This is a genomic window from Azospirillum sp. UENF 211521, assembly GCF_058780535.1.
On the sequence record NZ_JBSNCF010000001.1, the window covers coordinates 670,055 to 690,155 of the forward strand.

At 67.8% G+C, this 20,101-nt stretch carries 19 protein-coding genes; 3 read left to right on the top strand and 16 right to left on the bottom strand.

Translation table 11 applies throughout. From position 1 onward, the window contains the following. Window positions 1–68: 68 nt before the first annotated feature. The 10 genes from ACWPN5_RS03160 to ACWPN5_RS03205 form a co-directional block, all read right to left on the bottom strand. Window positions 69–905: a DUF4344 domain-containing metallopeptidase gene (locus ACWPN5_RS03160; RefSeq protein WP_492294190.1), complete on the bottom strand. Its 837-nt coding sequence runs from the start codon at window positions 903–905 to the stop codon at window positions 69–71. 81 nt (window positions 906–986) lie between these two features. Further along, complete coding sequence (locus ACWPN5_RS03165) at window positions 987–2,087, bottom strand: NADH:flavin oxidoreductase (RefSeq protein WP_492294192.1); 1,101 nt, start codon at window positions 2,085–2,087, stop codon at window positions 987–989. A gap of 378 nt (window positions 2,088–2,465) precedes the next feature. Further along, complete coding sequence (locus tag ACWPN5_RS03170) at window positions 2,466–2,687, bottom strand: hypothetical protein (protein ID WP_211101645.1); 222 nt, start codon at window positions 2,685–2,687, stop codon at window positions 2,466–2,468. Between the two features lie 203 nt (window positions 2,688–2,890). After that, entirely contained in the window at window positions 2,891–3,076 is a 186-nt protein-coding gene (locus tag ACWPN5_RS03175; protein ID WP_145682313.1) for a hypothetical protein, read from the bottom strand. Continuing rightward, window positions 3,073–4,239, bottom strand: a complete 1,167-nt coding sequence (locus ACWPN5_RS03180; RefSeq protein ID WP_492294195.1) for a PepSY-associated TM helix domain-containing protein — start codon at window positions 4,237–4,239, stop codon at window positions 3,073–3,075. The genes ACWPN5_RS03175 and ACWPN5_RS03180 overlap by 4 nt, the downstream gene beginning before the upstream one ends. A gap of 64 nt (window positions 4,240–4,303) precedes the next feature. Beyond that, entirely contained in the window at window positions 4,304–6,721 is a 2,418-nt protein-coding gene (locus tag ACWPN5_RS03185) for a TonB-dependent siderophore receptor (protein WP_492294196.1), read from the bottom strand. Window positions 6,722–6,969: 248 nt separating this feature from the next. After that, a complete protein-coding gene (locus tag ACWPN5_RS03190) occupies window positions 6,970–7,995 on the bottom strand; it encodes a FecR family protein (protein WP_492294198.1) in 1,026 nt (341 codons plus the stop codon). Window positions 7,996–8,112: 117 nt separating this feature from the next. Further along, on the bottom strand, window positions 8,113–8,637 hold the full coding sequence (locus tag ACWPN5_RS03195) for an RNA polymerase sigma factor (protein ID WP_492294200.1): 525 nt from the start codon (window positions 8,635–8,637) through the stop codon (window positions 8,113–8,115). Window positions 8,638–8,805: 168 nt separating this feature from the next. Further along, complete coding sequence (locus ACWPN5_RS03200) at window positions 8,806–9,363, bottom strand: metallophosphoesterase family protein (protein WP_492294202.1); 558 nt, start codon at window positions 9,361–9,363, stop codon at window positions 8,806–8,808. 65 nt (window positions 9,364–9,428) lie between these two features. Beyond that, a complete protein-coding gene (locus ACWPN5_RS03205) occupies window positions 9,429–9,668 on the bottom strand; it encodes a DUF4170 domain-containing protein (protein ID WP_014241380.1) in 240 nt (79 codons plus the stop codon). Between the two features lie 221 nt (window positions 9,669–9,889). On the opposite strand from ACWPN5_RS03205, the gene ACWPN5_RS03210 reads away from it, so the two are divergent. After that, the gene (locus ACWPN5_RS03210; protein ID WP_492294204.1) at window positions 9,890–10,597 is read left to right on the top strand and encodes a cytochrome b/b6 domain-containing protein; all 708 of its coding nucleotides are present in this window, start codon (window positions 9,890–9,892) and stop codon (window positions 10,595–10,597) included. Window positions 10,598–10,660: 63 nt separating this feature from the next. Here ACWPN5_RS03210 and ACWPN5_RS03215 read toward each other — a convergent pair whose 3' ends face one another. Continuing rightward, entirely contained in the window at window positions 10,661–11,089 is a 429-nt protein-coding gene (locus ACWPN5_RS03215; RefSeq protein WP_014241377.1) for a c-type cytochrome, read from the bottom strand. A 263-nt stretch (window positions 11,090–11,352) separates the two neighbouring features. Here ACWPN5_RS03215 and ACWPN5_RS03220 point away from each other — a divergent pair, with 263 nt between their 5' ends. Continuing rightward, window positions 11,353–12,558, top strand: coding sequence for a pyridoxal phosphate-dependent aminotransferase (locus ACWPN5_RS03220; RefSeq protein ID WP_145682306.1), 1,206 nt, complete (start codon window positions 11,353–11,355; stop codon window positions 12,556–12,558). 75 nt (window positions 12,559–12,633) lie between these two features. On the opposite strand, the gene nhaA is transcribed toward ACWPN5_RS03220, so the two are convergent. Both nhaA and ACWPN5_RS03230 read right to left on the bottom strand, forming a co-directional pair. Beyond that, a complete protein-coding gene (nhaA, locus tag ACWPN5_RS03225; protein ID WP_492294207.1) occupies window positions 12,634–13,860 on the bottom strand; it encodes a Na+/H+ antiporter NhaA in 1,227 nt (408 codons plus the stop codon). Between the two features lie 156 nt (window positions 13,861–14,016). Further along, window positions 14,017–15,417 (bottom strand): Nramp family divalent metal transporter, encoded by a 1,401-nt coding sequence (locus tag ACWPN5_RS03230; RefSeq protein ID WP_145682304.1) that lies wholly within the window; start codon window positions 15,415–15,417, stop codon window positions 14,017–14,019. Between the two features lie 763 nt (window positions 15,418–16,180). Here ACWPN5_RS03230 and ACWPN5_RS03235 point away from each other — a divergent pair. Beyond that, on the top strand, window positions 16,181–16,396 hold the full coding sequence (locus tag ACWPN5_RS03235) for a hypothetical protein (protein ID WP_145682303.1): 216 nt from the start codon (window positions 16,181–16,183) through the stop codon (window positions 16,394–16,396). Between the two features lie 108 nt (window positions 16,397–16,504). Here ACWPN5_RS03235 and ACWPN5_RS03240 read toward each other — a convergent pair whose 3' ends face one another. The 3 genes from ACWPN5_RS03240 to ACWPN5_RS03250 form a co-directional block, all read right to left on the bottom strand. Beyond that, window positions 16,505–16,633, bottom strand: coding sequence for a hypothetical protein (locus ACWPN5_RS03240; RefSeq protein ID WP_282186894.1), 129 nt, complete (start codon window positions 16,631–16,633; stop codon window positions 16,505–16,507). Window positions 16,634–16,864: 231 nt separating this feature from the next. Continuing rightward, entirely contained in the window at window positions 16,865–18,904 is a 2,040-nt protein-coding gene (locus ACWPN5_RS03245; protein ID WP_492294210.1) for an elongation factor G, read from the bottom strand. A gap of 246 nt (window positions 18,905–19,150) precedes the next feature. After that, the gene (locus tag ACWPN5_RS03250; RefSeq protein WP_492294212.1) at window positions 19,151–20,089 is read right to left on the bottom strand and encodes a ketopantoate reductase family protein; all 939 of its coding nucleotides are present in this window, start codon (window positions 20,087–20,089) and stop codon (window positions 19,151–19,153) included. Window positions 20,090–20,101: the final 12 nt, after the last annotated feature.

Below are 20,101 nucleotides of genomic sequence, written 5' to 3' on the forward strand. Positions count from 1 at the left end.
CTGCACGGAAAACGGGGATGGTCAAACTTCATTTGGCCCTTGCAGCGCGGGAAAGCCGGAGCGGATGCTCACCCGGAGCGGTTCGCCTTTCGCACCCCCCTCAAATGGGGCGCCACGAGCTTTTCGTAGGCAAACTTGACCTGCCGGTACTCCTCTTCGCACAGTTCGGCCCGTTCGGCCGGCAGATAGCCCTTCTCCACGAAATCGCCGAAGCTCTTCCGGTCGGAGCCATAGCTGATGCACATCAGGTTGTAGAAACGTTGGGCCGGCAAGCTGTGCTCGTTCGCGAAGTCCTTCAATTCCGTCGGCGCTTCCTTCGCCTCGCTCGCGTACATCACGGCAACGCTGGCGATCACCCGGCGGGCCTCGTCCTTGCCCAACTGCAGCAACGTGTAGGCGGCGATCTGGTCGGCGGCATCCTCCTCGCGGCCCAGGATCGGCACTTTCTTCAGATCAAAAATGGCGTGGGCGAGTTCGTGAAGCACGACCTCCAGAAAGGGTCCGACGATGTAGTTCGCAGGCGTCAGCCCCTCGCTGACACCAGCCGGTGGGATGTTTTGTCCGAGTTCCTGGATGTAGGCGAGATACTCGTAGCAGATGCTCAGTGTGGCGTCGGAGGTTTCATAGGAGGCATTGATCTCACCGTCGCACCCTTCGGTCCTGATGGTCAGCACGCGCGGCAGGTCGATTCCCTCGACGCGGCCGCGGATGCGTTCCAGCACGCGCTTGTCCTGCAACGTCCGGTAAATCGCCTCGTGCGAAGGGTTTTTCGGTACGGCGTAGACGATCCGCACATCGCCTGGACGGGCGTCCGCCGGGCAAGCGATGGCAACGGTCGCCAGTGCGATCAGAAGAACGCCGCAAAACCTGTGAGCGAAACGGGTGCAACGTGAATGAGCACGCATGGGCCGCGCTCCTCTGTCGGCCAAGGGGACGTTAATCGGTCCCACAGACATCATCCAACATGATCTTTTCCGGCCCGCTCGTCACACCAGGGTGGCAAGCGCTTCCTTGGTGAAATCGCGCAACGCCTCCATGCGCCCTTCCCGAACCTTCCGGACCCATTGTGGGTCGGAGAGCAGGGCCCGGCCGACGGCGACGAGGTCGAAGTCACCGCGCTCGAAGCGGCGCAGCAACTCATCCAGAGGGCTGGGCTGCGAACTTTCGCCCTGGAAGGCGGCGATGAACTCGCCCGACAGGCCGACGGAACCAACGGTGATCGTGGCCTTGCCGGTCAGTTTCTTGGCCCAGCCGGCAAAGTTCAGGTCCGAGCCCTCGAATTCCGGCTGCCAGAAGCGCCGCTGCGAACAGTGGAAGATGTCGACGCCCGCGTCGGCCAGCGGAGCCAGCCACGCTTCCATCTCCTCCGGCGTCTTGGCGAGGCGCACCGCGAAATCCTGCTGCTTCCACTGCGAGAGGCGGAGGAGCACGGCGAAGTTCTCGCCGACCGCCGCACGCACCGCCTTGACCACCTCGACCGCGAAGCGGCTGCGTTCCGGCAGGGTGGAGCCGCCGAAGGCGTCGGTCCGCTTGTTCATTCCGGCCCAGAAGAACTGATCGATCAGGTAGCCGTGGGCACCGTGGATCTCGACCGCATCGAAGCCCAGCCGCTTCGCATCCGCCGCGGCGCGGCCGAAGGCGGCGATGGTGTCCGCGATGTCCTGCTCGCTCATGCCGTTGCCGCCGGGCTTGCCCGGCACGACGAGGCCCGAGGGGCCTTCGAATGGCTGCGCCGGCGTCCAGCCGGACAGGTGCGGGGCCATCACGCCCATGTGCCAGATCTGCGGCGCCATTGCGCCCCCCGCCCCGTGCACGCCGTCGATGACCCTCTTCCATCCGGCCAGCGCATCCTCTCCATGGAAGCGCGGAACGTTGGGATCGTTCGAGGAGGTGGGCCGGTCGATGACGGTGCCCTCGGACAGGATCAGGCCGACCTCGTTCTCCGCCCGGCGGCGGTAATAGGCGGCCACATCGTCCGTCGGCACGCCGCCCGGCGAGAAGGACCGGGTCATCGGGGCCATGACGACCCGGTTCTTCAGATTCAGCGACTTCAGGGCAAACGGGCGGAAGAGGATGTCCACGCTCATGGTGACGGTCGCCTCTGCAATGGTTTGTGAAAGAGGACGTGGAAGCCAGGGCACGGTCTTTCTCTGCGCCGGTTGTCTTCGCCAACAGAGCGCCGCGACGCTTGTTGCCCAGGCGATGTCGTGCAGGATCGGCAATCGCCCATTTCGCCCCGCCGTCCGCCGAGGCTGAGCGAGCGCAGAAGCAGGTCGGACAGGGTCTGGGCCACCAAGTCCGACGGCATGGCGGGTCTTCTCTCAAAATGTCTATAAAGAAAGCCTGAATATTTCTATGAATGTGTTTAAAGCATACAAACAACTAAATCTAAATGTTAATAATAGGTGTGGTTGTCCGTTGCCATGCCAGCGTTCGGGGACGTACCGCCGCCGTGTATCCGCTGATCAGCTTGCGGACGGCAGCAGCACGGATGGCAGGGACGCCGCCAGCATGGCGATCACCTGCCCGGTCAGGGCACCGAACACCGTCAGGATGGCGGCGGTCCGAGGGTCGAGTCCCCAGGCCCGGAAGGACATGGCCACCATCCCGAAGGCGAACCCTGACAGGCTTTGAACGAACCCGGCCACGGCTGCGCCCAGCGCGACGATCCACAACGACGCTTCCATCACCGCTCCCGAAGTCCCTCGCCGCCCGGTGGCCCGGCCGGACGCCCGTGCCAAGCCGCCGCTTGCGGGAGAGGCGTGGGGACCCGGACCCATCAAGAGGCTTTCCCGGGCGCGGAGACCGCGATCCCGGGCAGTGTTGCGATGGGAACACCCTTGGTCCGCCCAGAGCACGGAACGGACCCGCCGTCTTGTCGGAAACCTACTCAGCGTTTGCGTTTGCGCCAGCACCACACCGTGGTGAGCACGGGGACCGACAGCGCGGCCCAGGACACGGCGTCCACGACGCCGTCATCCAGCAAAGCGGCAACCAGCCCGACGGCGGTGACGAGCGCGATCACCGTCGGAATGCCGAAGACCGCCAAGGGTCGGAAGGGAGCGCGCGGCGTCATTCCGCGGCCTCCCCGGCGGCATGATCCTGGAGACGGCGATCCTGGACATGGTTGTCCTGGGCACGGCGATTCTGGACAAGGCGGCGGCGGGCGATCCACAAATACAGGCCGCTGCCGAGGATGACGATGGTCAGCAGGTCCAGCACCGCCCACAGGACCTTCATCGGCAGCCCGCCGTAATCGCCGAAATGCAGCGGCTGCGACAACCGCAGCGCCAGCATGTACCAGGGCATGGAGCGCATGTCGGTGAAGGCCCCCGTCTCGGCGTCGATCAGGGCGGGGGTCAGGATGCGGTTGGTGGCCGGCGTGGCTCCCTTCAGCCACACCGCGTAATGGTGGTTGCTGGAAAAGCGCACGCCGGGGAAGGCGACGAATTGCGGCCGCATGCCGGGAGCGGCCGCCATGGCGGTGCGGACCGCCGCGTCGACCGAGGCGAAGCGCTCCGGAACCGGCTTGCCCTCGTAGGGGGCGATCATCGCCGCCAGCTCGTTGGCGCGCCAGTAGGCGACGAGCGGCACGGACAGGGTGTTGATGACGCCGGTCAGCCCGACCACCACCACCCACATCAGCGTGACGATGCCCAGCATGTTGTGCAGGTCGAGCCACTTCAGCCGCCGGCCGCGCCCGGCCCGCACCGTGCCGAAGGACAGCTTGCGCATGAAGGGGGCGTAGATCACCACGCCCGACAGGGTGGCCAGGACCAGCAGGAAGCCCATGAAGCCGAGGAACAGCTCGCCGGGCAGCCCGGCGAACAGGTCCACATGCAGGCGCAGCATCACATGCATGAACCCGCCGTCCTCGTTCAGGTCGGCGAGGATCCGCGTGGTGCGCAGGTCGATGGCCGAGATGTGCATCTGCGACACCGGAGGACGGGCCCCCGGTCCGGTGGTGACGTTCACCACCGGCCGGTCCACGTCGAAGCTGAGGAACAGCGGCCGCTCGCCGGGGTAGGTCGCCAGCGCCGAGGCCACAGCCTCGTCCAGCGATTTCAACGGCGTTTCGGCCGGCATCGGCGGGAGGGTATCCTCGGCCGTCAGCGCCTCGATCTCGTCATGGAAGATCAGCGGCAGGCCGGTCAGGCACAGCAGCAGCATGAAGATCGTGCAGATCAGGCTGGTCCATTTGTGGATCGCAGTCCAGATCCGGATGGTTCGGTTGGTCATCGGGGCCCCCTCATGCCGCCGTCACAGCTTCGCCGGTCGGGCATCCACCTCCAGAAATCCGCCGTCAGAAGTCCACCGACACCGACAGCTTGGCCGTCAGCGGGTTGCCCTGGCTGAGGTAGCCGCCGGAGGCCGACGCCCAATAGGCCTTGTCGGTCACGTTCTCGACCGCCGCCCGGATGGTCACCGGACGGTTCTGGACCTCGGTGATCATCCGCGCGCCGACGTCGAAGCGGGTCCAGCTGGGAATCTTCAGCGTATTGGCGGCGTTGAGATACTGCGATCCGGTGTGGATCACGCGCCCGGTCAGCGTCACGGTGGGGACGGATGCGGGGAGGAAGGGCAGGTCCCATTCGACGTTGGCGTTGAATTGGTGGCGCGGCACGCCGACGGCGTCCTTGCCCTCGGTTGCGGCGCTGCCGGTGTCGCTCAGTTCCGGATCGATGACAGTGGCGCCGCCCAGAAGCCGGACGCCCGGCACCGGCTCGCCGTACAGCATCAGCTCGATGCCGCGGTTGCGCTGTTCGCCGGACACGCTGTAGACGCGGGTGAACGGGTCGGTGACGCCGCTGGGCTGGGTGGTCTGGAACAGCGACAGCGAGCCGCCGAAGCTGCCGAAGTCCAGCTTGCCGCCGACCTCGTACTGGACCGACCGGTAGGGCGCGAAGATCTCGCCGGAGTTGGCCGCGGTGGACGGGGCGGTCGGCCCCTGCGCCAGCCCTTCGATCCGGTTGGCGTAGAGCGACAGCGTCTCGACCGGCTTCACCACCAGCCCGACCACCGGCGTCAGCGCCGACTGGTCGTAATCGGAGGTGCGGGCGCCGTTGGCCCGGTTGTAGCCGCGCACCTGGATGTTCTGCTGGCGCAGGCCGGCGGTGACCATCACCCGGTCGTTCAGGATCGACACCGTGTCCGACGCGTAGACGCTGCGCAGCACCGACTCGCTGACCTTCGGCAGGTCGCCGACCATGCCGCTGGCCGAGGTCGTCGCCGGGCGCGGCAGGCCGACCATGGTGTAGAGGTTGATGGTCGAGGTCGTGCCGAACTCGAAGCCGTTGTTGTTGGTCGTCCGCAGCGCGGAGGCGCCGGCGTTCAACTGGTGCCGGAACGGGCCGGTTTGCAGATCGGCCCGGACGCCGCCCTGGCCGGTGACGGTGTCGTCCTCGCGCGGGACGGTCAGGCGCCGGACCGTGCCGGTGCCGTCGGGCCGCGTGATGGTGGGAGAGGCGTAGTCGCCGTCCTCGCGCATGCTGCGCAGGCCGAAGGCGCCGTAGGCGGTCAGGGTGGGCAGGATGTCGTACTCGGCGCGGATCTGGCCGAAGGTGTCGCGCATCCGCGAATAGCTCCAGGGCTGCGCGTAGTTCTGCGAAGCCGACGGCACCGCCGGGACGAAGCTGCCGACATAGACCACGGGTCGGCCCTGATCCACCCGCTGGGTCTGGGTGCCGACGTCGAGCGCCACGCGGGCGCGCTCGCCGCGGTAGTCCAGGGCCAGGGAGCCGAGCGTCAGCCTCCGCTCCTCGTCGTCGATGGCGGTGTCGCCGCCGCGGATCGCGGCGTTGGCGCGCACGCCGAACTGCTTGGCGTCGCCGAACCGGCGGCCGACATCGGCCGCCAAACCGAGGCGGCTGTCCATGGCGTAGCTGGCGGTCAGCCGGGTCAGCGGATCGTCCTCCGCCCGCTTGGGCACGAGGTTCACGCCGCCGCCGATGCCGGACCCGCTGGGGGCCGCGCCGTTGAGGAAGGCGTTGGCGCCCTTCAGCACTTCCACCCGTTCGAACATGTTGGTGGCGACGATCTGGCGCGGAGCGGTGCCGTAGAGGCCGTCGACCGACAGGTCCTCCCCGGCCAGCGGGAAGCCGCGGATGACGAAGCTCTCGGAGAAATTGCCGTAGCCGAGGCTGCTGCGCACGGCCGGGTCGTTGGCCAGCACGTCGGCGATGGTGTCCGCCTGCTGGTTGCGGATGGTTTCGGCGGTGTAGCTGGTGACGGAGAAGGGAACGTCCATCGCGTCCTGGTTGCCCAGCGCGCCGATGCGCCCGCCGCGCGCCACCTGACCGCCGGCATAGGCCGGGGGCAGGGCGCCGGGGCCGGTGGCGCCCCGGCTTCCCTCGACCTGCAGCGGGTCGAGCAGGACGGCGTCGCCGGCGGACACGCGCTCGACCGTCACGGTGTCGGCGTTGAGGAAGCGGGCGGCCAGCCCGGTGCCGGACAGCAGGCGGTTCAGCCCTTCGCGCGCGGTCATCGATCCGCTGACGCCGGGAGAATTGACGCCCTGGGTCACGGCGCCGGGGCTCAGCACCTGGATGCGGGTGGCGGTGGAGAAGGCGACGAGCGCCCCGTCCACCGACTGCGGCGCGATGGCGAAGGTCACCGGGCCGGCCGTGATCGACTCCTGGGTCGACTGCGCCAGTGCCGCGGCGACGCCGGACAGGAGAAGGCCCGGCACGATCAGCATCGTCGTCGCCAGAAGGCGCCCCATGAACCGGGCTTTGGACCGGACTTTGAACCGGCTTGGGACCCCGTGCCCCAGCCGCCCGCCCAGAACACCGTCCCGGCACCCGTTCGTCACACCCGTCGCTTCACACATCACCGATGTCATCGCTCGCCTCTGTCGTCCGGTGAGAGAGCGCGCCGCTTTCTGCGATTGCGTCTCATTCTCTCCTTTCCCGAACATGACGACGGGCGCACGGAGAACCCTGGGAAGTTTTTTCAGGCCCCGCGTTTTTTTCAGCGGAGCAGGGTCAGGTAGGGAGTGATGCGGGTGGCGCGCACGCCGAGACCGCGCTCCAGCGCGTCGATCACGGCGTCCGGCCGGTCGAGCGCGAAGACACCCGACACGACGCGCTCCGCCGCCTCGTCGTTCAGCAGGACCACCCGGCCCGGCCATTGCCGGTTCAGCGCCGCGATGACCGAGGCGAGCGGCTGCTGGCGGAAGACAATCTGGCCCTGGCGCCACGCGAAGGCGACGGCGGGGTCAACCGCCCGTGGCCCGGTCACGCCGTGGGCATCGGCCTCCGCGCTCTCGCCGGGGCGCAGGCGGACGCTGTCGGGCCAGGGGGCGTTGCCATCGGCGTTCCGATGGGCGACGACCTCCACCAGCCCTTCGCCCACGGTGACCGTCGTGCGGTCGGTCTCGCGCCGGACGCTGAACTGGGTTCCCAACACGCGGGCGGCGCCCGCCCCGCCATCGACGACGAAGGGATGGTCGGGATCGCGCGTGACGTGGAACCACGCCTCGCCGCGCAGAAGCCTGACGCGCCGCTCGCCGTCCCGGTCATCGAACGCCAGCGCGGTGTCGCCGTTCATCTCGACCGTGGAGCCGTCCGGCAGCGTTAGGGTCCGGCGCTGGCCGGTCGAAGTCACCTGATCCGCGACGGCGTTCTGGTACAGCGTCGGTCCGTGCCAGACGCCGACGCCGCCGACCGCCAGCAGGATGGTCAGCGCCGCGGCGAGGCGCCGGATGCCGGCCGCCGCCGGGCGGCGCGGCGGCGCGACGCGGGACTCGGCGTAGGCGGCGCGGGCGGGTTCCTTCAGGTCGTGAAGGAGGGTCTGCAAGCCGGTCCAGGCGCCCGAATGGGCCGGGCTGCGGGCCAGCCACTCGGCGAAGGCGGCGCGCTCCGCCGGCCGGACATCGTCGGACTGCAGACGGAAGTGCCACGCGTTGGCTTCCGAGAACAGCCGGTCCTCGTCCGGTCCGCCTTCCACTGGTCCGCCTTCCGCCGGCTCGCTGCGCTGTCCGTCCTGATGATCCATCGCGTCCCGCTGAGCGCTCCTGCTGTGCCGTGTTTGGGGTGTCTCGTGTTTGGATAGACGGTCGAGGGCGGCCGATCCCTCAAAGAAAATGGCCGGCCGGGACCCAGGCCCTGCCCATCATCGCGGCGGGCGCCGCTTCATGCGGGCGCGGCACTGCTCCAGCGCCGTGCGCAGATGGTACTCGACCGTGCGGGGGGAGATGCCAAGCCGTTCGCCGATGGCGCGGTAGGACAAGCCTTCGACATGGTAGAGAAGGAAGACGTCGCGGGTCTTGGGCGGCAGGGAGTCGATGGCGCCGCGCAGCCGGGCCATGGTCTGGTTCCGCTCCACCACCGCATCGGCCGCGGGGCCGGAGGAGGGCAGGTCCTCGTCGGGCGGACCGGCCTCGCGCTGGCGCTGGCGCTTGGCCGCCCGGCAATGGTCCAGCGCCACGCGGTCGGCCACCACATACAGCAGCCCGGCCGGGTTCTGGACCGCCTCGCCATCGGGCAGGCGGGCCAGCCGCAGGAAGGCGTCCTGCGCGAGATCGCCCGCTGTTTGCGGATCGCCGGTCCGCCGCGCGATGGCACGCTCCACGCGCAGGCGATGGGCGTCGAACAACTCCGCGATCTTGCGCGCCCAGGCGCCCATGGCGCCCGTCATCGGGCGCTCCGGGACCGGGTGTCGTCGGGCAGCGGTGGGCAAAGGATGTCGGGCACAGACGCGCGGAATGACGGATGCGAGGACACCGGCGCCCGTGGGGTCATGGCCAAGGAGGCCGGTCGCACCCGTATAGCCGCATCACGCTTGGAATGCGAACTATTCTTATTATCAAGGCTCGCGGCGGACCGGTGGTCCCGGCGTGCGCTTGGACGGGTCCGGCGTTTTCGCCCTTTGCCGCGAGCTCAGGATCTGCTCGATGGTGACCGGGCGGAAATCCCACACATCCACGCCGACGTCGAACTGCCGGGGCATGCCCTTCAACTGGCCGTGGCTGTGGCCGTGCAGGTTCAGGGCGCCCTTGTACATGCCGTTCCAGGTGCGGAAGGCGTAATGGCACAGCACCAGCCGCCGCTCGTCCAGCAGCAGTTCCGCGTAAGGCTGCACGCTCGTCCAGCCGGGCAGGGCCAGGGTGGCGGGGCCGTCGTTGTTGCCGGTGATGAGGTGCTTGGTGCCGTGCAGGCGCTCCAGCAGCACCACCATGGCGTCCGGCTTGCGGTGCAGGGCGAAGTCGCCGAGGTGCCAGACCGTGTCGTCCGGGCTGACCGTGGCGTTCCAGCTGGCCACCATGGCCTCGTCCATGTCCGCGACCGAGGCGAAGGGCCGGCGGAAGCGGCTGATCGCGCCGGCGTGGCCGAAATGCGTGTCGCTGGTGAAGAAGACCGCCATCGGGAGGCCTCAACACAGCGGCGGCGCGGAGGGTTCCCCGCGCCGCCGGCTGATGACGCCGTCCGTCAACCGTGCTTGTGCCCGTCCGCCGACGGATCGAGCAGCCGGTGCAGATGCACGATGAAGTAGCGGGTGTGGGCGTCGTCGATGGTCATCCCGGTGGCGCCGCGCCACGCCTTGTACGCCTCGTCGTAGTTGGGGAAGATGCCGACGATGTGGACCTTCGTCGGGTCGACGAACTGGTCGGAATCGGGACGGACGAGTTCGCCGCCGAAGACGAGGTGGAGAAGCTGCTTGTCGGGCATGACGCGGGCATCCTTGTTGGGCGGGGTTGGGATGGGAGTGGAACGGGGTGCGCCGGTTTTTTGAGTACGTCATATCCGCCGTCCACCCGCTTCTTCAAGTGCAATGACAGTTCTGTGGTGCCCGGTTACCCCCCGATTGTCGCTTTTTTCCCGAAAGCTGGGCAAAAGGCACCGCCTTGGGGCATAGTCTAAGGAAGAACAGAAGAAGCGAGGGGTGATTCATGGTTGTTGGTAATACCACAAATCGGGCGAAAGGCCGGCGCGAGGTGGCGGTCTGGGACTTGCCGACGCGCCTGTTTCATTGGGGTCTGGTCCTTCTGGTGACGGTCGCGGTGGTCTCTGCCAAGACCGACCGCATGACCATCCACATGCTGGCGGGGGAGGCGATCCTGGCGCTCCTGCTGTTCCGGCTCGTCTGGGGGCTGATCGGCAGCCAGACGGCGCGGTTCAGCCATTTCGTGAAGGGGCCGCGGGCCGTCCTCGCCTACGCCTGCGGGATGCTCCGCGCCAAGCGCGGCGGCCAGGAGGCGGTGCCGGTCGTCGGACACAACCCGATGGGGGGGCTGATGGTGCTGGCGCTGCTCGGGGCACTGACGCTCCAGGCGGTGGCCGGCCTCTTCACCTCCGACGACATCCTGGTGGACGGGCCGCTGGTGCCTCTGGCGTCGGGGGGCGTGGTGGCGGGCTTCAGCACGCTGCACCGCATCCTGGCCGACGGAATCCTGATCCTGATCGGCGTGCATGTGCTGGCCGTGCTGGCCTATCTGGTCGTCAAGCGGGACAATCTGATCCGTCCGATGGTCACGGGGCGGAAGGCGATCCCGGCGGATGCGCCGGTCGATTCGCCGAAGCGCCGTCCGGCCACTCTGGCCCTGGCGGTGCTGGCCGCGGCGGCCGGGCTGGTCGCGGCGGTGGTGCAGGCGGGCTGAGGCTCGCCGCAAGGGTCCTTCCCCGCGACCGGCGGGGAAGGACAGGCTCGTGAACCGGCCGGATCAGTCGGCGCGGTAGCGCTCGTGGCAGGCCTTGCAGGCGCCGCCCACGGCGGCGAACTGCTTGGCGGTGGCGGCCTTGTCGCCGGACGCCGCAGCGGCTTCCAGCCCCTTGGCGGCCGCCTCGTAGGCCTGGGCCTTGGCGGCGAAGTCGGCGTTGTTCGCCCAGATGTCGGCCTTGGCCTTGGTGTCGCCCTTGTCGCTGCCCGCCGGGAACAGGGTGGGGATCTGGGCGGCGAAGGCGCTCATGCGCTGGGCGGCCGGGCCGACCTGGGCGACCTTGTCGCTCCCCAGCAGGTCCTTGATCTCGGCCATCGCGTTCTTGCTGGTCTGGAAACCGTCCTTGCGCGCCTTGATCGAATCCTGGGCCATCGCCGTGCCGCCGACGAGGAGCAGGGCGGCCGTGGCGGCCAGCGTGACGCGGGTGAGCATGCAGATCCTCCGGATGATGGGTTTGCTTAGAAAGAGGTACGATACCCCGTCCGCGGCGCGGGCTGTCAAGCCGGGCCTGTGCGGTGCAGCATCCGGCCTTTGGGCCGAACGGTGCGTCCGTCTGCCGGGAAACCGCCCCGCTCGGGGAGTGATCGGCTTGCAAGAGCAATAAGGCGGAAGTAAGGTCCCGCGTCGCGTTCGCGCGGTCATACCAAGTTCTCACCCGAACCTTCCGCCACCTTCGTCATAGGGGCCAGTACGCCATGTCGATCATCGCGTCCCGTCTGTCGCGCATCAAGCCCTCGCCGACCATCGCCGTCACCCAGAAAGCCCGCGAGCTTGCGGCGGCCGGTCGCGACGTCATCGGCCTCGGCGCCGGCGAGCCGGACTTCGACACCCCCGACAACATCAAGGACGCCGCCATCAAGGCCATCCAGGCCGGCGACACCAAGTACACCGCCGTGGACGGCACGCCCGCGCTGAAGAAGGCGATCTCCGCCAAGTTCGAGCGCGAGAACGGCCTGAAATACGCCCCCGACCAGATCACGGTCGGCGTCGGCGGCAAGCAGGTGCTGTACAACGCCCTGATGGCGACGCTGAACCCCGGCGACGAGGTCATCATCCCGGCCCCCTACTGGGTGTCCTACCCGGACATGGTGGAGCTGGCCGAAGGCACGCCGGTCTTCGTCTCCTGCCCGGCCGAGCAGGGCTTCAAGCTGCAGCCCGCCGACCTGGAGAAGGCGATCACGCCGAAGACCAAGTGGCTGATCCTGAACTCCCCGTCCAACCCGTCGGGCGCCGCCTACACGCGCGACGAGATGAAGGCCCTGACCGACGTGCTGGTGAAGCACCCGCAGGTCTGGGTCATGACCGACGACATGTACGAGCACCTGCTCTACGACGGCATCGAGTTCGTGACCCCGGCCCAGGTCGAGCCGGCGCTGTACGACCGCACGCTGACCGTCAACGGCGTGTCGAAGTCCTACGCCATGACCGGCTGGCGCATCGGCTACGCCGGTGGCCCGAAGGCGCTGATCAAGGCGATGGGCGTGATCCAGAGCCAGTCGACCTCCAACCCGACCTCGATCGCCCAGGCTGCCGCCGTCGAGGCGCTGAACGGTCCGCAGGACTTCATCAAGGAGCGCGCGGCGGTGTTCGCCCAGCGCCGCGATCTGGTGGTGTCGATGCTGAACCAGGCCAAGGGCATCTCCTGCCCGAAGCCGGAAGGCGCCTTTTACGTCTACCCGTCCTGCGCCGGCACCATCGGCAAGACGACGCCGGACGGCAAGGTGATCGAGACCGACGAGGATTTCGTCACCTACCTGCTGGAGTCGGAAGGTGTCGCGGTCGTCCAGGGTTCGGCCTTCGGCCTGGCCCCGCACTTCCGCATCTCCTACGCGACCAGCACCGAGGCTCTGGAAGAGGCCTGCAAGCGCATCCAGCGCGCCTGCGGCAATCTGAAGGACTGATCTCCGGCATTTGCGACCGGTGAAAAAGGAAGAGGGGGCCGGAAGGCCCCCTCTTTTCGTTTGTGCGCTTTTGCTTTACGCGCCGCGGTCGGCGCCCGCAGCCTGCAGGGCCGAGGGAGCGTCCTTGGCCGACACCAGCCGCAGGACCACGGCACCCGCCGTCGCCGACAAGATCGAGCCGGCGAAGACGCCCACCTTCACCGCGTCGCCCAGCTCCGGCGAGGTCGGGAAGGCCAGCGCGCCGATGAACAGGCTCATGGTGAAGCCGATGCCGCACAGCAGGGCGACGCCGTAGAGCTGCGCGGTGTTGGCGCCGGCCGGCATGTTGGCGAAGCCGAGCCGGATGGTCAGCCAGGCGGTGCCGAACACGCCGACCATCTTGCCGAGGAAGAGGCCGAGCGCGATGCCCAGCGGCAGCGAGCCGGTGAGAATCGAGGGGCTCATGCCGGCGAAGGACACGCCCGCGTTGGCAAAGCCGAAGACCGGGACGATCAGGAAGGCCACCCAGGGGTGGATGCCGTGCTCCAGCCGGAGCAGCGGCGCGTGGGGGTCGGCCGCTTCGCCGGAAGAGGGACGCAGCGGGATGGTCAGGGCCAGGGTCACGCCGGCCAGCGTCGCGTGAACGCCCGACAGCAGAACCGCGCCCCACAGCCCCGCACCCAGAACCAGATAGGGCAGGAGGGTGCGCACGCCGAACCGGTTGAGGCCGATCAGCGCCGCCAGGATCAGCGCCGCCACGCCGAGCGCGGGCAGGGACAGATCGGCGGTGTAGAACAGGGCGATGATGATGACCGCACCCAGATCGTCGATGATCGCCAGGGCGGTCAGGAAGATCTTCAGCGAGACCGGAACGCGCGGCCCGAGCAGAGACAGCACGCCGAGCGCGAAGGCGATGTCGGTGGCCGCCGGGATCGCCCAGCCGTTGACCGTCGCCGGGTTGCCGGCGTTGAAGGCGAGATAGACCAGCGCCGGCACCAGCATGCCGCCCGCCGCGGCGACGCCCGGCAGGATGCGGCACGACCAAGTGGAAAGCTGGCCGTCCAGCATCTCCCGCTTGATCTCCAGCCCGACCAGCAGGAAGAAGATCGCCATCAGACCATCGTTGATCCAATGGCCGATGCTGAGCCCCAGGACGTAGGTGTGCAGCGTGTCGAAGTAAGCGGTGGACAGGGGGGAATTCGCCACCACCAGGGCCAGCGCCGCGGCGACCATCAGCAGGATGCCGCCCGACGCCTCGTTGCTCATGAAGTCCCGGATGAAAGCAGCCGGGCGCCGGCCGGCGGGTTGCCTGTGAGCATCCATGGCGCTTGTTTCCTTTTCTGATTTGGTCGGAGGAGCGGGATTGCCGGAGGAGTTGTGAGGACGCAATTTGTGAAAAGAATGTGGCGTCATGGCGGATTCGCCATGACGCCCACGCAAGTTTCTTATCCGTCGCGCATCATTTTCAGCCGCGCGTCGTCACATGATGAAATTCGTGACGAGGACGTAGAGCGTCAAGCCGACCAGGCTGATCGTTCCGCCCCAGGCCCAGGCGAACTGGACCTTGCTCGGCAGCAGGTCGCGCTCGAAATCGCTGGTGAAGTTGTCCTTGACCGCCTTGATGGTCAGCCAGAACAGGACCGGTGAGAAGACCAGGGCCATCACGGAAGCGAGCTGGACCACGAAGATCGGCTCCGGCAGGCCGAAGACCACCGCGATGCCGGCGATCAGCCACACCACCTGCATGCCACGGTAGAGCAGCTTGCGGATCGCCGCGGTGTCCCAGTCGCGCTTCAGACGGACCACGCATTCCTCGAACAGGCGGGCCTGTCCGTCGAAGTAGGTGAAGACGGTGGAGAACAGAGCGGCCACGCCGCCGGCGATGATGACCGGGAAGATCCACGCGCCGAAGGTGTCGGTGTAGATGCTGGCGATGGTCACGCCCATCTCCGAACCCTTGGGCACCAGACCCTGCGGGTGCAGCACCACGGCGCCGACGATCAGGAAGATCATGCCCGACAGCATCGAGATGACGTAGCTGATGTTCATGTCGCGCTTGAACAGGATCAGGCTGTTCTTCATGTAGTTGGGGTCGAGCTGCACGGTGTGCCCCTGGGCGCGCATCTCGTTGACCTTGACCATGCCGGCCTTCTTGTCGACGGCCCAGTTCGACTGCATGGGCGCGACTTCCAGCGTGGTCGGGAAGTAGCCGAACATGGCGCCGAACAGCATCATCGAGCCGATCGGCGGCAGGGTCGGCAGCAGGCGCGACAGATACTCGCCCGGCGGCGGGGCCTGGAGCGCGAAGGCCACGAAGCAGGACACGGCGAAGACGATGATGAGGATCTTGCAGATGCCCTCGACCGCCTTGTAGCTGCCCATCCACAGGATGCCGACGGTCAGCAGCAGGATGGCCACCGCCCAGAGCTGCATCGACATGAAGGGGAAGGCCGCCCACATCAGCGCCGCGCAGCCGAGCGCGCGGCCGGCGATGCCCACGGTGTTGGCGAAGCCCTGGAAGATCATGAACCACAGCGGCCAGGTGCCGACGCGGTGGTAGGCGTTGATGATGGATTCGCCCTTCACCATCGTGTAGCGGTGGGCGAATTCGAAGGCGCAGTATTTGATGATGTAGGCGGCCAGGATCACCCACAGCAGATCGTAGCCGTAGAGCGCGCCGGCGGTCGGCGCGTGCATGATGTGGCTGGCGCCGATGCCGGTCATCGCCGCGGCGATGCCGGGGCCCATGGCCTTCCAGGTGTCCATGAAGCCGGTGCCGGGGGCTTCCAACCGGATGACCTTCTTGGCGCTGCCGTCCGCGGCGGCGCCGTATGGGCCATCGGCGTCGATGGCCGCGCTGTTCGTCGAGCTGACGCTCATTCCCGTTCCTCCCTAGGATTGGCCTGTCGATTGGCGTCGGGCCGTTCGAGACATTTTTGGCCCGGTTCCGTCCGGCTCCTTTTCCGATCCGTGCTTTGCTGCAGGGGCTGGTGTCCTGCACGCCATAGTTTGGTATGCCAAATATCAGCGGAACGTAGGAAAAAAAATCTGGGAGAACGGGACGTTTTTCGGACTCAGGGAAAAGGAAAAAATCAGGGACTAAAAACCGGTCATACCCATATTGTATATGATCATGGCGTCAATGATGAAAAGCAGTTCATGTTGAATTCCGATGGTTGTTCAGTGAATGGTGGGATCACATATCTTAATGGACTCAGTAAGCTTGGGCCGCAAGCTGCGTCACCTCCCTAAAGGCTGTCCCTGTTGAGTCAGGGGCAGCCTTTTGTCATTCTGATATTTCGGATGTGTGAGGATAAACCGCGATCCCAGGGATAAAAACTGGCCAGCTTTCTGGTCGAGCGTCACCGGTGCCGTGTGATTGGAGACGTATGGATTAGGTTTTTAATCCATTGACCGGCGCATTTTGCAAAGGCCACCAAGCGGCAGCGGAGCGTGCGGCTCGGCATGACGTGCCGCCCTGTGAAAAACGCGCAGGTCCTGGGGGACGGGGCGTGGCTATGCTGAGGGGTAAGGAGGGGCGGAACGCCGTGCAACGCCCGCCGGTCGGCCTGTTGTCGGAGTGTCGCCTCGATGGATGCGCCGTCCGGAACCGGCGCCCCGATTTGTCCGTGCGGGAGTTTCCATGGTTCTGGAACCGATCTCACTCGCCGTGGCGCTGTGCCTCGCCACCTTTGCCGCGACCGCCGTCGCGTCCCTGCTCACCACGCTGTGGGGAACCCACCGGAACCCCGGCGCCTTTCTCACCTCCAACCGGCCCTGCGGGCGTCCGGCCAACATGAACCGGCCGCCGCGCGGGGCGCGCCGCCATTTGCGGATCGCCGCGGAAGCGCGCGACTGAGGGGGGCGGTCAGGGCGCGCGCTCGGATGGGGCTGGAATCAGAAAGGGCCGCGACTGGATCGCGGCCCTTTCGTCGTCCGGTGTCGTCCGGCTGCCGGCGAGGCATGCTCACAGGACGCCGTACAGACGGGACTTCTCGCACCAAGCGTTCATGAAAGACGCGAAGGCCGCCAGGAAAGTCGAGCGCTTCGTGCCGTTTTGGTTGGCATGCAGATGGGTCACAGTCGCATAGGTCATGATCATCTCCGTCGTTCGATGAAGACACTGTGCTCTGGTATACCAAATACCAAAAGTGCAATCGCTGCATCGCTCGCTTGCCCTCATCACATGGCGGGTTATGTAAGAATTACTTGTTGCTTGTGGCGCTGATTTATTGTTGAGCAGATTTTCTTTCTTCGGTCTTGCTTCCGGCCATGAGAAAGGGGCCGGAGGACGCTCCCCCGGCCCCGCGCTCCCACACTTCCAGCGCTACTGCGCCGCCAGCGTCTCCTTGCGGATCTCCACCGCCTTGTCGGCGGCCTTGCCGGTCAGCTCCTGCAACCGCTCGAAGCTCCAGGTGAAGGTGCCGACGCCGAGCGACAGGGAGCGCAGCTCGACGATCAGGTCGTGCATCTCGGCCTGCGGCAGATAGGCCTTCACCTCGTCCCAGCCCTGCCAGCCGGGGCGCGCGTCGTAACCGAGGATCTGCCCGCGCCGCCCGCTGACCAGCCGCTGCACCTTCGACGTGAAGTCGCTGGGCACGGCGATGGAGACGGTCAGGATCGGTTCCAGCAGCACCGGCTCGCAGGCCGGCAGCGCCTCGGTCATCGCCTGCCGCGCCACCGTCTTGAAAGCCATCTCGGAGCTGTCCACGGCGTGGAACTGGCCGCCGGTCAGCTTCACCGCGAAGTCGACCACGGGGAAGCCCAGCGGCCCGCGCACCGCGTAGTCGCGCACGCCGGTCTCCACCGCCGGGATGAACTGGCGCGGCACGACGCCGCCGACGACGCCGTCCTCGAACTGGAAGCCGGTGCCGCGGGGCAGCGGCTTGACCTCCACATGGATGTCGGCGAACTGGCCGTGGCCGCCGGTCTGCCGCTTGTAGCGGGCGTGGTGGGACGTGCCCTTGCGGATCGATTCACGGTAGGGCACCTGCGGCGGCACCCCCTTGACCGAGACGTTGAACTTGTTGCGCAGCCGGTCCATGGCGATCTGGAGATGGATGTCGCCCTGGCCCCACAGCACCAACTCGCCGGTGTCGGTGGACTGGTCCAGCTTCAGCGACGGGTCCTCCTCGACCAGCTTCTGGATGGCCGCGGTCAGCTTCACCTCGTCGTTGCGGTTCTGGGCGTGCAGGGCGAGGCCGAAGACGGGCGGCGGCAGCTCCGGCCACGGCGCCGACCGGCCGGCGTTGCCCTTGTCGGTCAGCAGGTCGCCGGTCGCCGCCTTGTCGAGCCGGCCGAGCGCCACCACCTCGCCGGCCGCCGCCTGGGACAACTTTTCCTGGTTGTGGCCCATCATGCGGAAGACGCCGGACACCCGCTCCCCGCCCAGCGTCATGCCGTCGCTGACGGTGCCCCGCCAGACGCGGACGAGGCTGATCTTGCCGGCGTGGGAGCCGTTCAGCGTCTTGAAGACCTGGGCGGCCACCGTGGCCTCCGCCGGGATGCCGGCGCGCTCCGCCGAGGTGGCGACGTCCGGCCCCTCGTGGCGCAGCGCCTTCAGCAGGCGGCGGATGCCGTTGTCGTTCTCGGCCGAGCCGAAGAAGACCGGGACGATCAGGTCGTCGGCCAGCTCGCTGGCCAGCCGGTCGTAGACCTCCTGCGTGTCGGGGGCGACGTCCTCCAGCAGCTTCTCCAGAAGCGCGTCGTCATAGTCGGCCACCGCCTCCAGCATCTCCTGCCGCGCCTCGTGCTCGCGGTCCTTCAGGCTGTCGGGGATCTGGACGAGGTTGGACGGCTTGTGCGGGTTGAAGTGCCAGGCGCGCTCGCTGACCAGATCGACGAAGCCGGTGATCTTGCCGCCCTCGCGGATCGGCACCTCGCGCAGCACCAGCTTGCGCGCCGACACCGCCTGATAGGCCTGCACCACGTCGCGCACCCTGAGGTCGCCCAGGCTGTCGACCTTGTTGATGAACAGCAGGTGGGGGATGCGGTTGTCGTCGAGGAACTTGAACAGGGGGGCGAGCAGCACGGCCTTTTCCGGGGCCGCCTCGGCCACGATCACCGCGACGTCCGCCACCATCAGGGCGCTCTGCGTCTCGCAGGCCAGCTCCACCGAGCCGGGGCAGTCGAGCACGCTCCAGCGTTCGCCCAGGAACTCGAAGGAGGCGACGTTGACCTCGACGCTCATCTGCCGGGCCTTGGCCTCGGGGGAGCTGTCGCCGACCGCGTTGCCGTCGCGGACGCTGCCCTTGCGCGTGGTCGCCCCGGCGGCGGACAACAGGCTTTCCAGAAGCGATGTCTTGCCGCTGAGATAGGGGCCGACCAGCGCAGCGCAGCGGGCCGTCTGGATCTGTGAATGGGGCATGCACACCTCCCGTATGGCGTCTTCCCGTGTGGGCATCGGCCGGAACGCCGGGTGGCCTGGGTGGGCCGGGTGGGACGCTGTGGCCGGAAGCACCGGCGGCGCGCATGGCCCTGACAGGGTGCCGGACTGGTCCGGTGCTTTGAAAACAGTGCCTTTTCAAGGTTATGGTCCACCCGTGGCGGGGGACCTGTCGATGGAAAAAAGGGGCGGCATGACGTCACGCCGCCCCTGGTGGGGTGTCCTGCCCTAGGGCGGGCTGTTTGAAGGGGCACCATCGGCGTAGGGCGCCAGGGCCGCCGCGATCACCCGGTGGACGGGCGTCGGCACCCCCAGCTCCGAGCCGAGTTGCACCACCGCCCCGGACAGCCAGGGCAGTTCCAGCCGCCCGCCCCGCGTCAGGTCGTTCAGCATGGACGAGGTCATGACGGGCGGCACGCCGTCGAGCAGGGCCTCGACGCGGGCGACGATGCCGGTGCCCAGATCGACGTCGCGGGCGCGGGCCAGCCGGGCGACCTCGGCCACCGCGTCGAGGAACAGGGCGCGGCTCTCCGGAACGCGGCGGATCACCCCGGCGGGCTGGCGGGTCAGGGCGGTGACGCCGCTGAAGGGCGTCAGGAAGGCGAACTTCTCCCACTGCGCGCGCAGGATCGCCGCGGACAGCACCCCCTCGAAGCCGGCCGTCTCGGCCAGCGCGTGGAAGGCGGTCAGCCGGGGCGAGGGGCGCCCGTCCAGCTCCCCGTAGGTCAGGCGGGCCAGCGTTCCGGTGTGGCGGATCACGCCGGGGGCGGCGATGGTGGCGCCGATGTGGGCGACGCCGCCCGCCACATGCTCCCGCCCCAGGATCTGGCACAGCGTGTCCATCCCGGTGACGCCGTTCTGCACGGTGACGACCACCGTGCCCGGCTTCACCAGCGGGCGGCAGGCCTCCGCCGCTCGGTCGGTGTCCCACAGCTTGACGGCGAACAGCACGAGGTCCACCGGCCCGACCTCCGCCGGGTCGTCGGTCGCGCGGACGTCGGTCAGGTGCAGGGGGGCGGCCTCGCTCTCGATGCGCAGGCCGTCGCGGCGGATGGCCTCCAGATGCGGCCCGCGGGCGATGAAATGCACCTCGGCTCCCTGGGCCGCCGCGAGGCGCGCCCCGAAATAGCCGCCGACCGCGCCCGCCCCCATGATTGCGATGCGCATGCGTTGCTCCTC

What these genes read in the sequence shown, in the direction of transcription:
- ACWPN5_RS03195 (WP_492294200.1), bottom strand. Translation starts at nt 8,637, where the DNA reads ATGACGGGCGCCATGGGCGCCTGGGCGCGCAAGATCGCGGAGTTGTTC.
- ACWPN5_RS03170 (WP_211101645.1), bottom strand. Translation starts at nt 2,687, where the DNA reads ATGGAAGCGTCGTTGTGGATCGTCGCGCTGGGCGCAGCCGTGGCCGGG.
- ACWPN5_RS03165 (WP_492294192.1), bottom strand. Translation starts at nt 2,087, where the DNA reads ATGAGCGTGGACATCCTCTTCCGCCCGTTTGCCCTGAAGTCGCTGAAT.
- ACWPN5_RS03210 (WP_492294204.1), top strand. Translation starts at nt 9,890, where the DNA reads ATGGTTGTTGGTAATACCACAAATCGGGCGAAAGGCCGGCGCGAGGTG.
- ACWPN5_RS03240 (WP_282186894.1), bottom strand. Translation starts at nt 16,633, where the DNA reads ATGACCTATGCGACTGTGACCCATCTGCATGCCAACCAAAACGGCACG.
- ACWPN5_RS03230 (WP_145682304.1), bottom strand. Translation starts at nt 15,417, where the DNA reads ATGAGCGTCAGCTCGACGAACAGCGCGGCCATCGACGCCGATGGCCCA.
- ACWPN5_RS03250 (WP_492294212.1), bottom strand. Translation starts at nt 20,089, where the DNA reads ATGCGCATCGCAATCATGGGGGCGGGCGCGGTCGGCGGCTATTTCGGG.
- ACWPN5_RS03205 (WP_014241380.1), bottom strand. Translation starts at nt 9,668, where the DNA reads ATGCCCGACAAGCAGCTTCTCCACCTCGTCTTCGGCGGCGAACTCGTC.
- nhaA (WP_492294207.1), bottom strand. Translation starts at nt 13,860, where the DNA reads ATGGATGCTCACAGGCAACCCGCCGGCCGGCGCCCGGCTGCTTTCATC.
- ACWPN5_RS03235 (WP_145682303.1), top strand. Translation starts at nt 16,181, where the DNA reads ATGGTTCTGGAACCGATCTCACTCGCCGTGGCGCTGTGCCTCGCCACC.
- ACWPN5_RS03160 (WP_492294190.1), bottom strand. Translation starts at nt 905, where the DNA reads ATGCGTGCTCATTCACGTTGCACCCGTTTCGCTCACAGGTTTTGCGGC.
- ACWPN5_RS03220 (WP_145682306.1), top strand. Translation starts at nt 11,353, where the DNA reads ATGTCGATCATCGCGTCCCGTCTGTCGCGCATCAAGCCCTCGCCGACC.
- ACWPN5_RS03245 (WP_492294210.1), bottom strand. Translation starts at nt 18,904, where the DNA reads ATGCCCCATTCACAGATCCAGACGGCCCGCTGCGCTGCGCTGGTCGGC.
- ACWPN5_RS03175 (WP_145682313.1), bottom strand. Translation starts at nt 3,076, where the DNA reads ATGACGCCGCGCGCTCCCTTCCGACCCTTGGCGGTCTTCGGCATTCCG.
- ACWPN5_RS03215 (WP_014241377.1), bottom strand. Translation starts at nt 11,089, where the DNA reads ATGCTCACCCGCGTCACGCTGGCCGCCACGGCCGCCCTGCTCCTCGTC.
- ACWPN5_RS03185 (WP_492294196.1), bottom strand. Translation starts at nt 6,721, where the DNA reads ATGGGGCGCCTTCTGGCGACGACGATGCTGATCGTGCCGGGCCTTCTC.
- ACWPN5_RS03180 (WP_492294195.1), bottom strand. Translation starts at nt 4,239, where the DNA reads ATGACCAACCGAACCATCCGGATCTGGACTGCGATCCACAAATGGACC.
- ACWPN5_RS03200 (WP_492294202.1), bottom strand. Translation starts at nt 9,363, where the DNA reads ATGGCGGTCTTCTTCACCAGCGACACGCATTTCGGCCACGCCGGCGCG.
- ACWPN5_RS03190 (WP_492294198.1), bottom strand. Translation starts at nt 7,995, where the DNA reads ATGGATCATCAGGACGGACAGCGCAGCGAGCCGGCGGAAGGCGGACCA.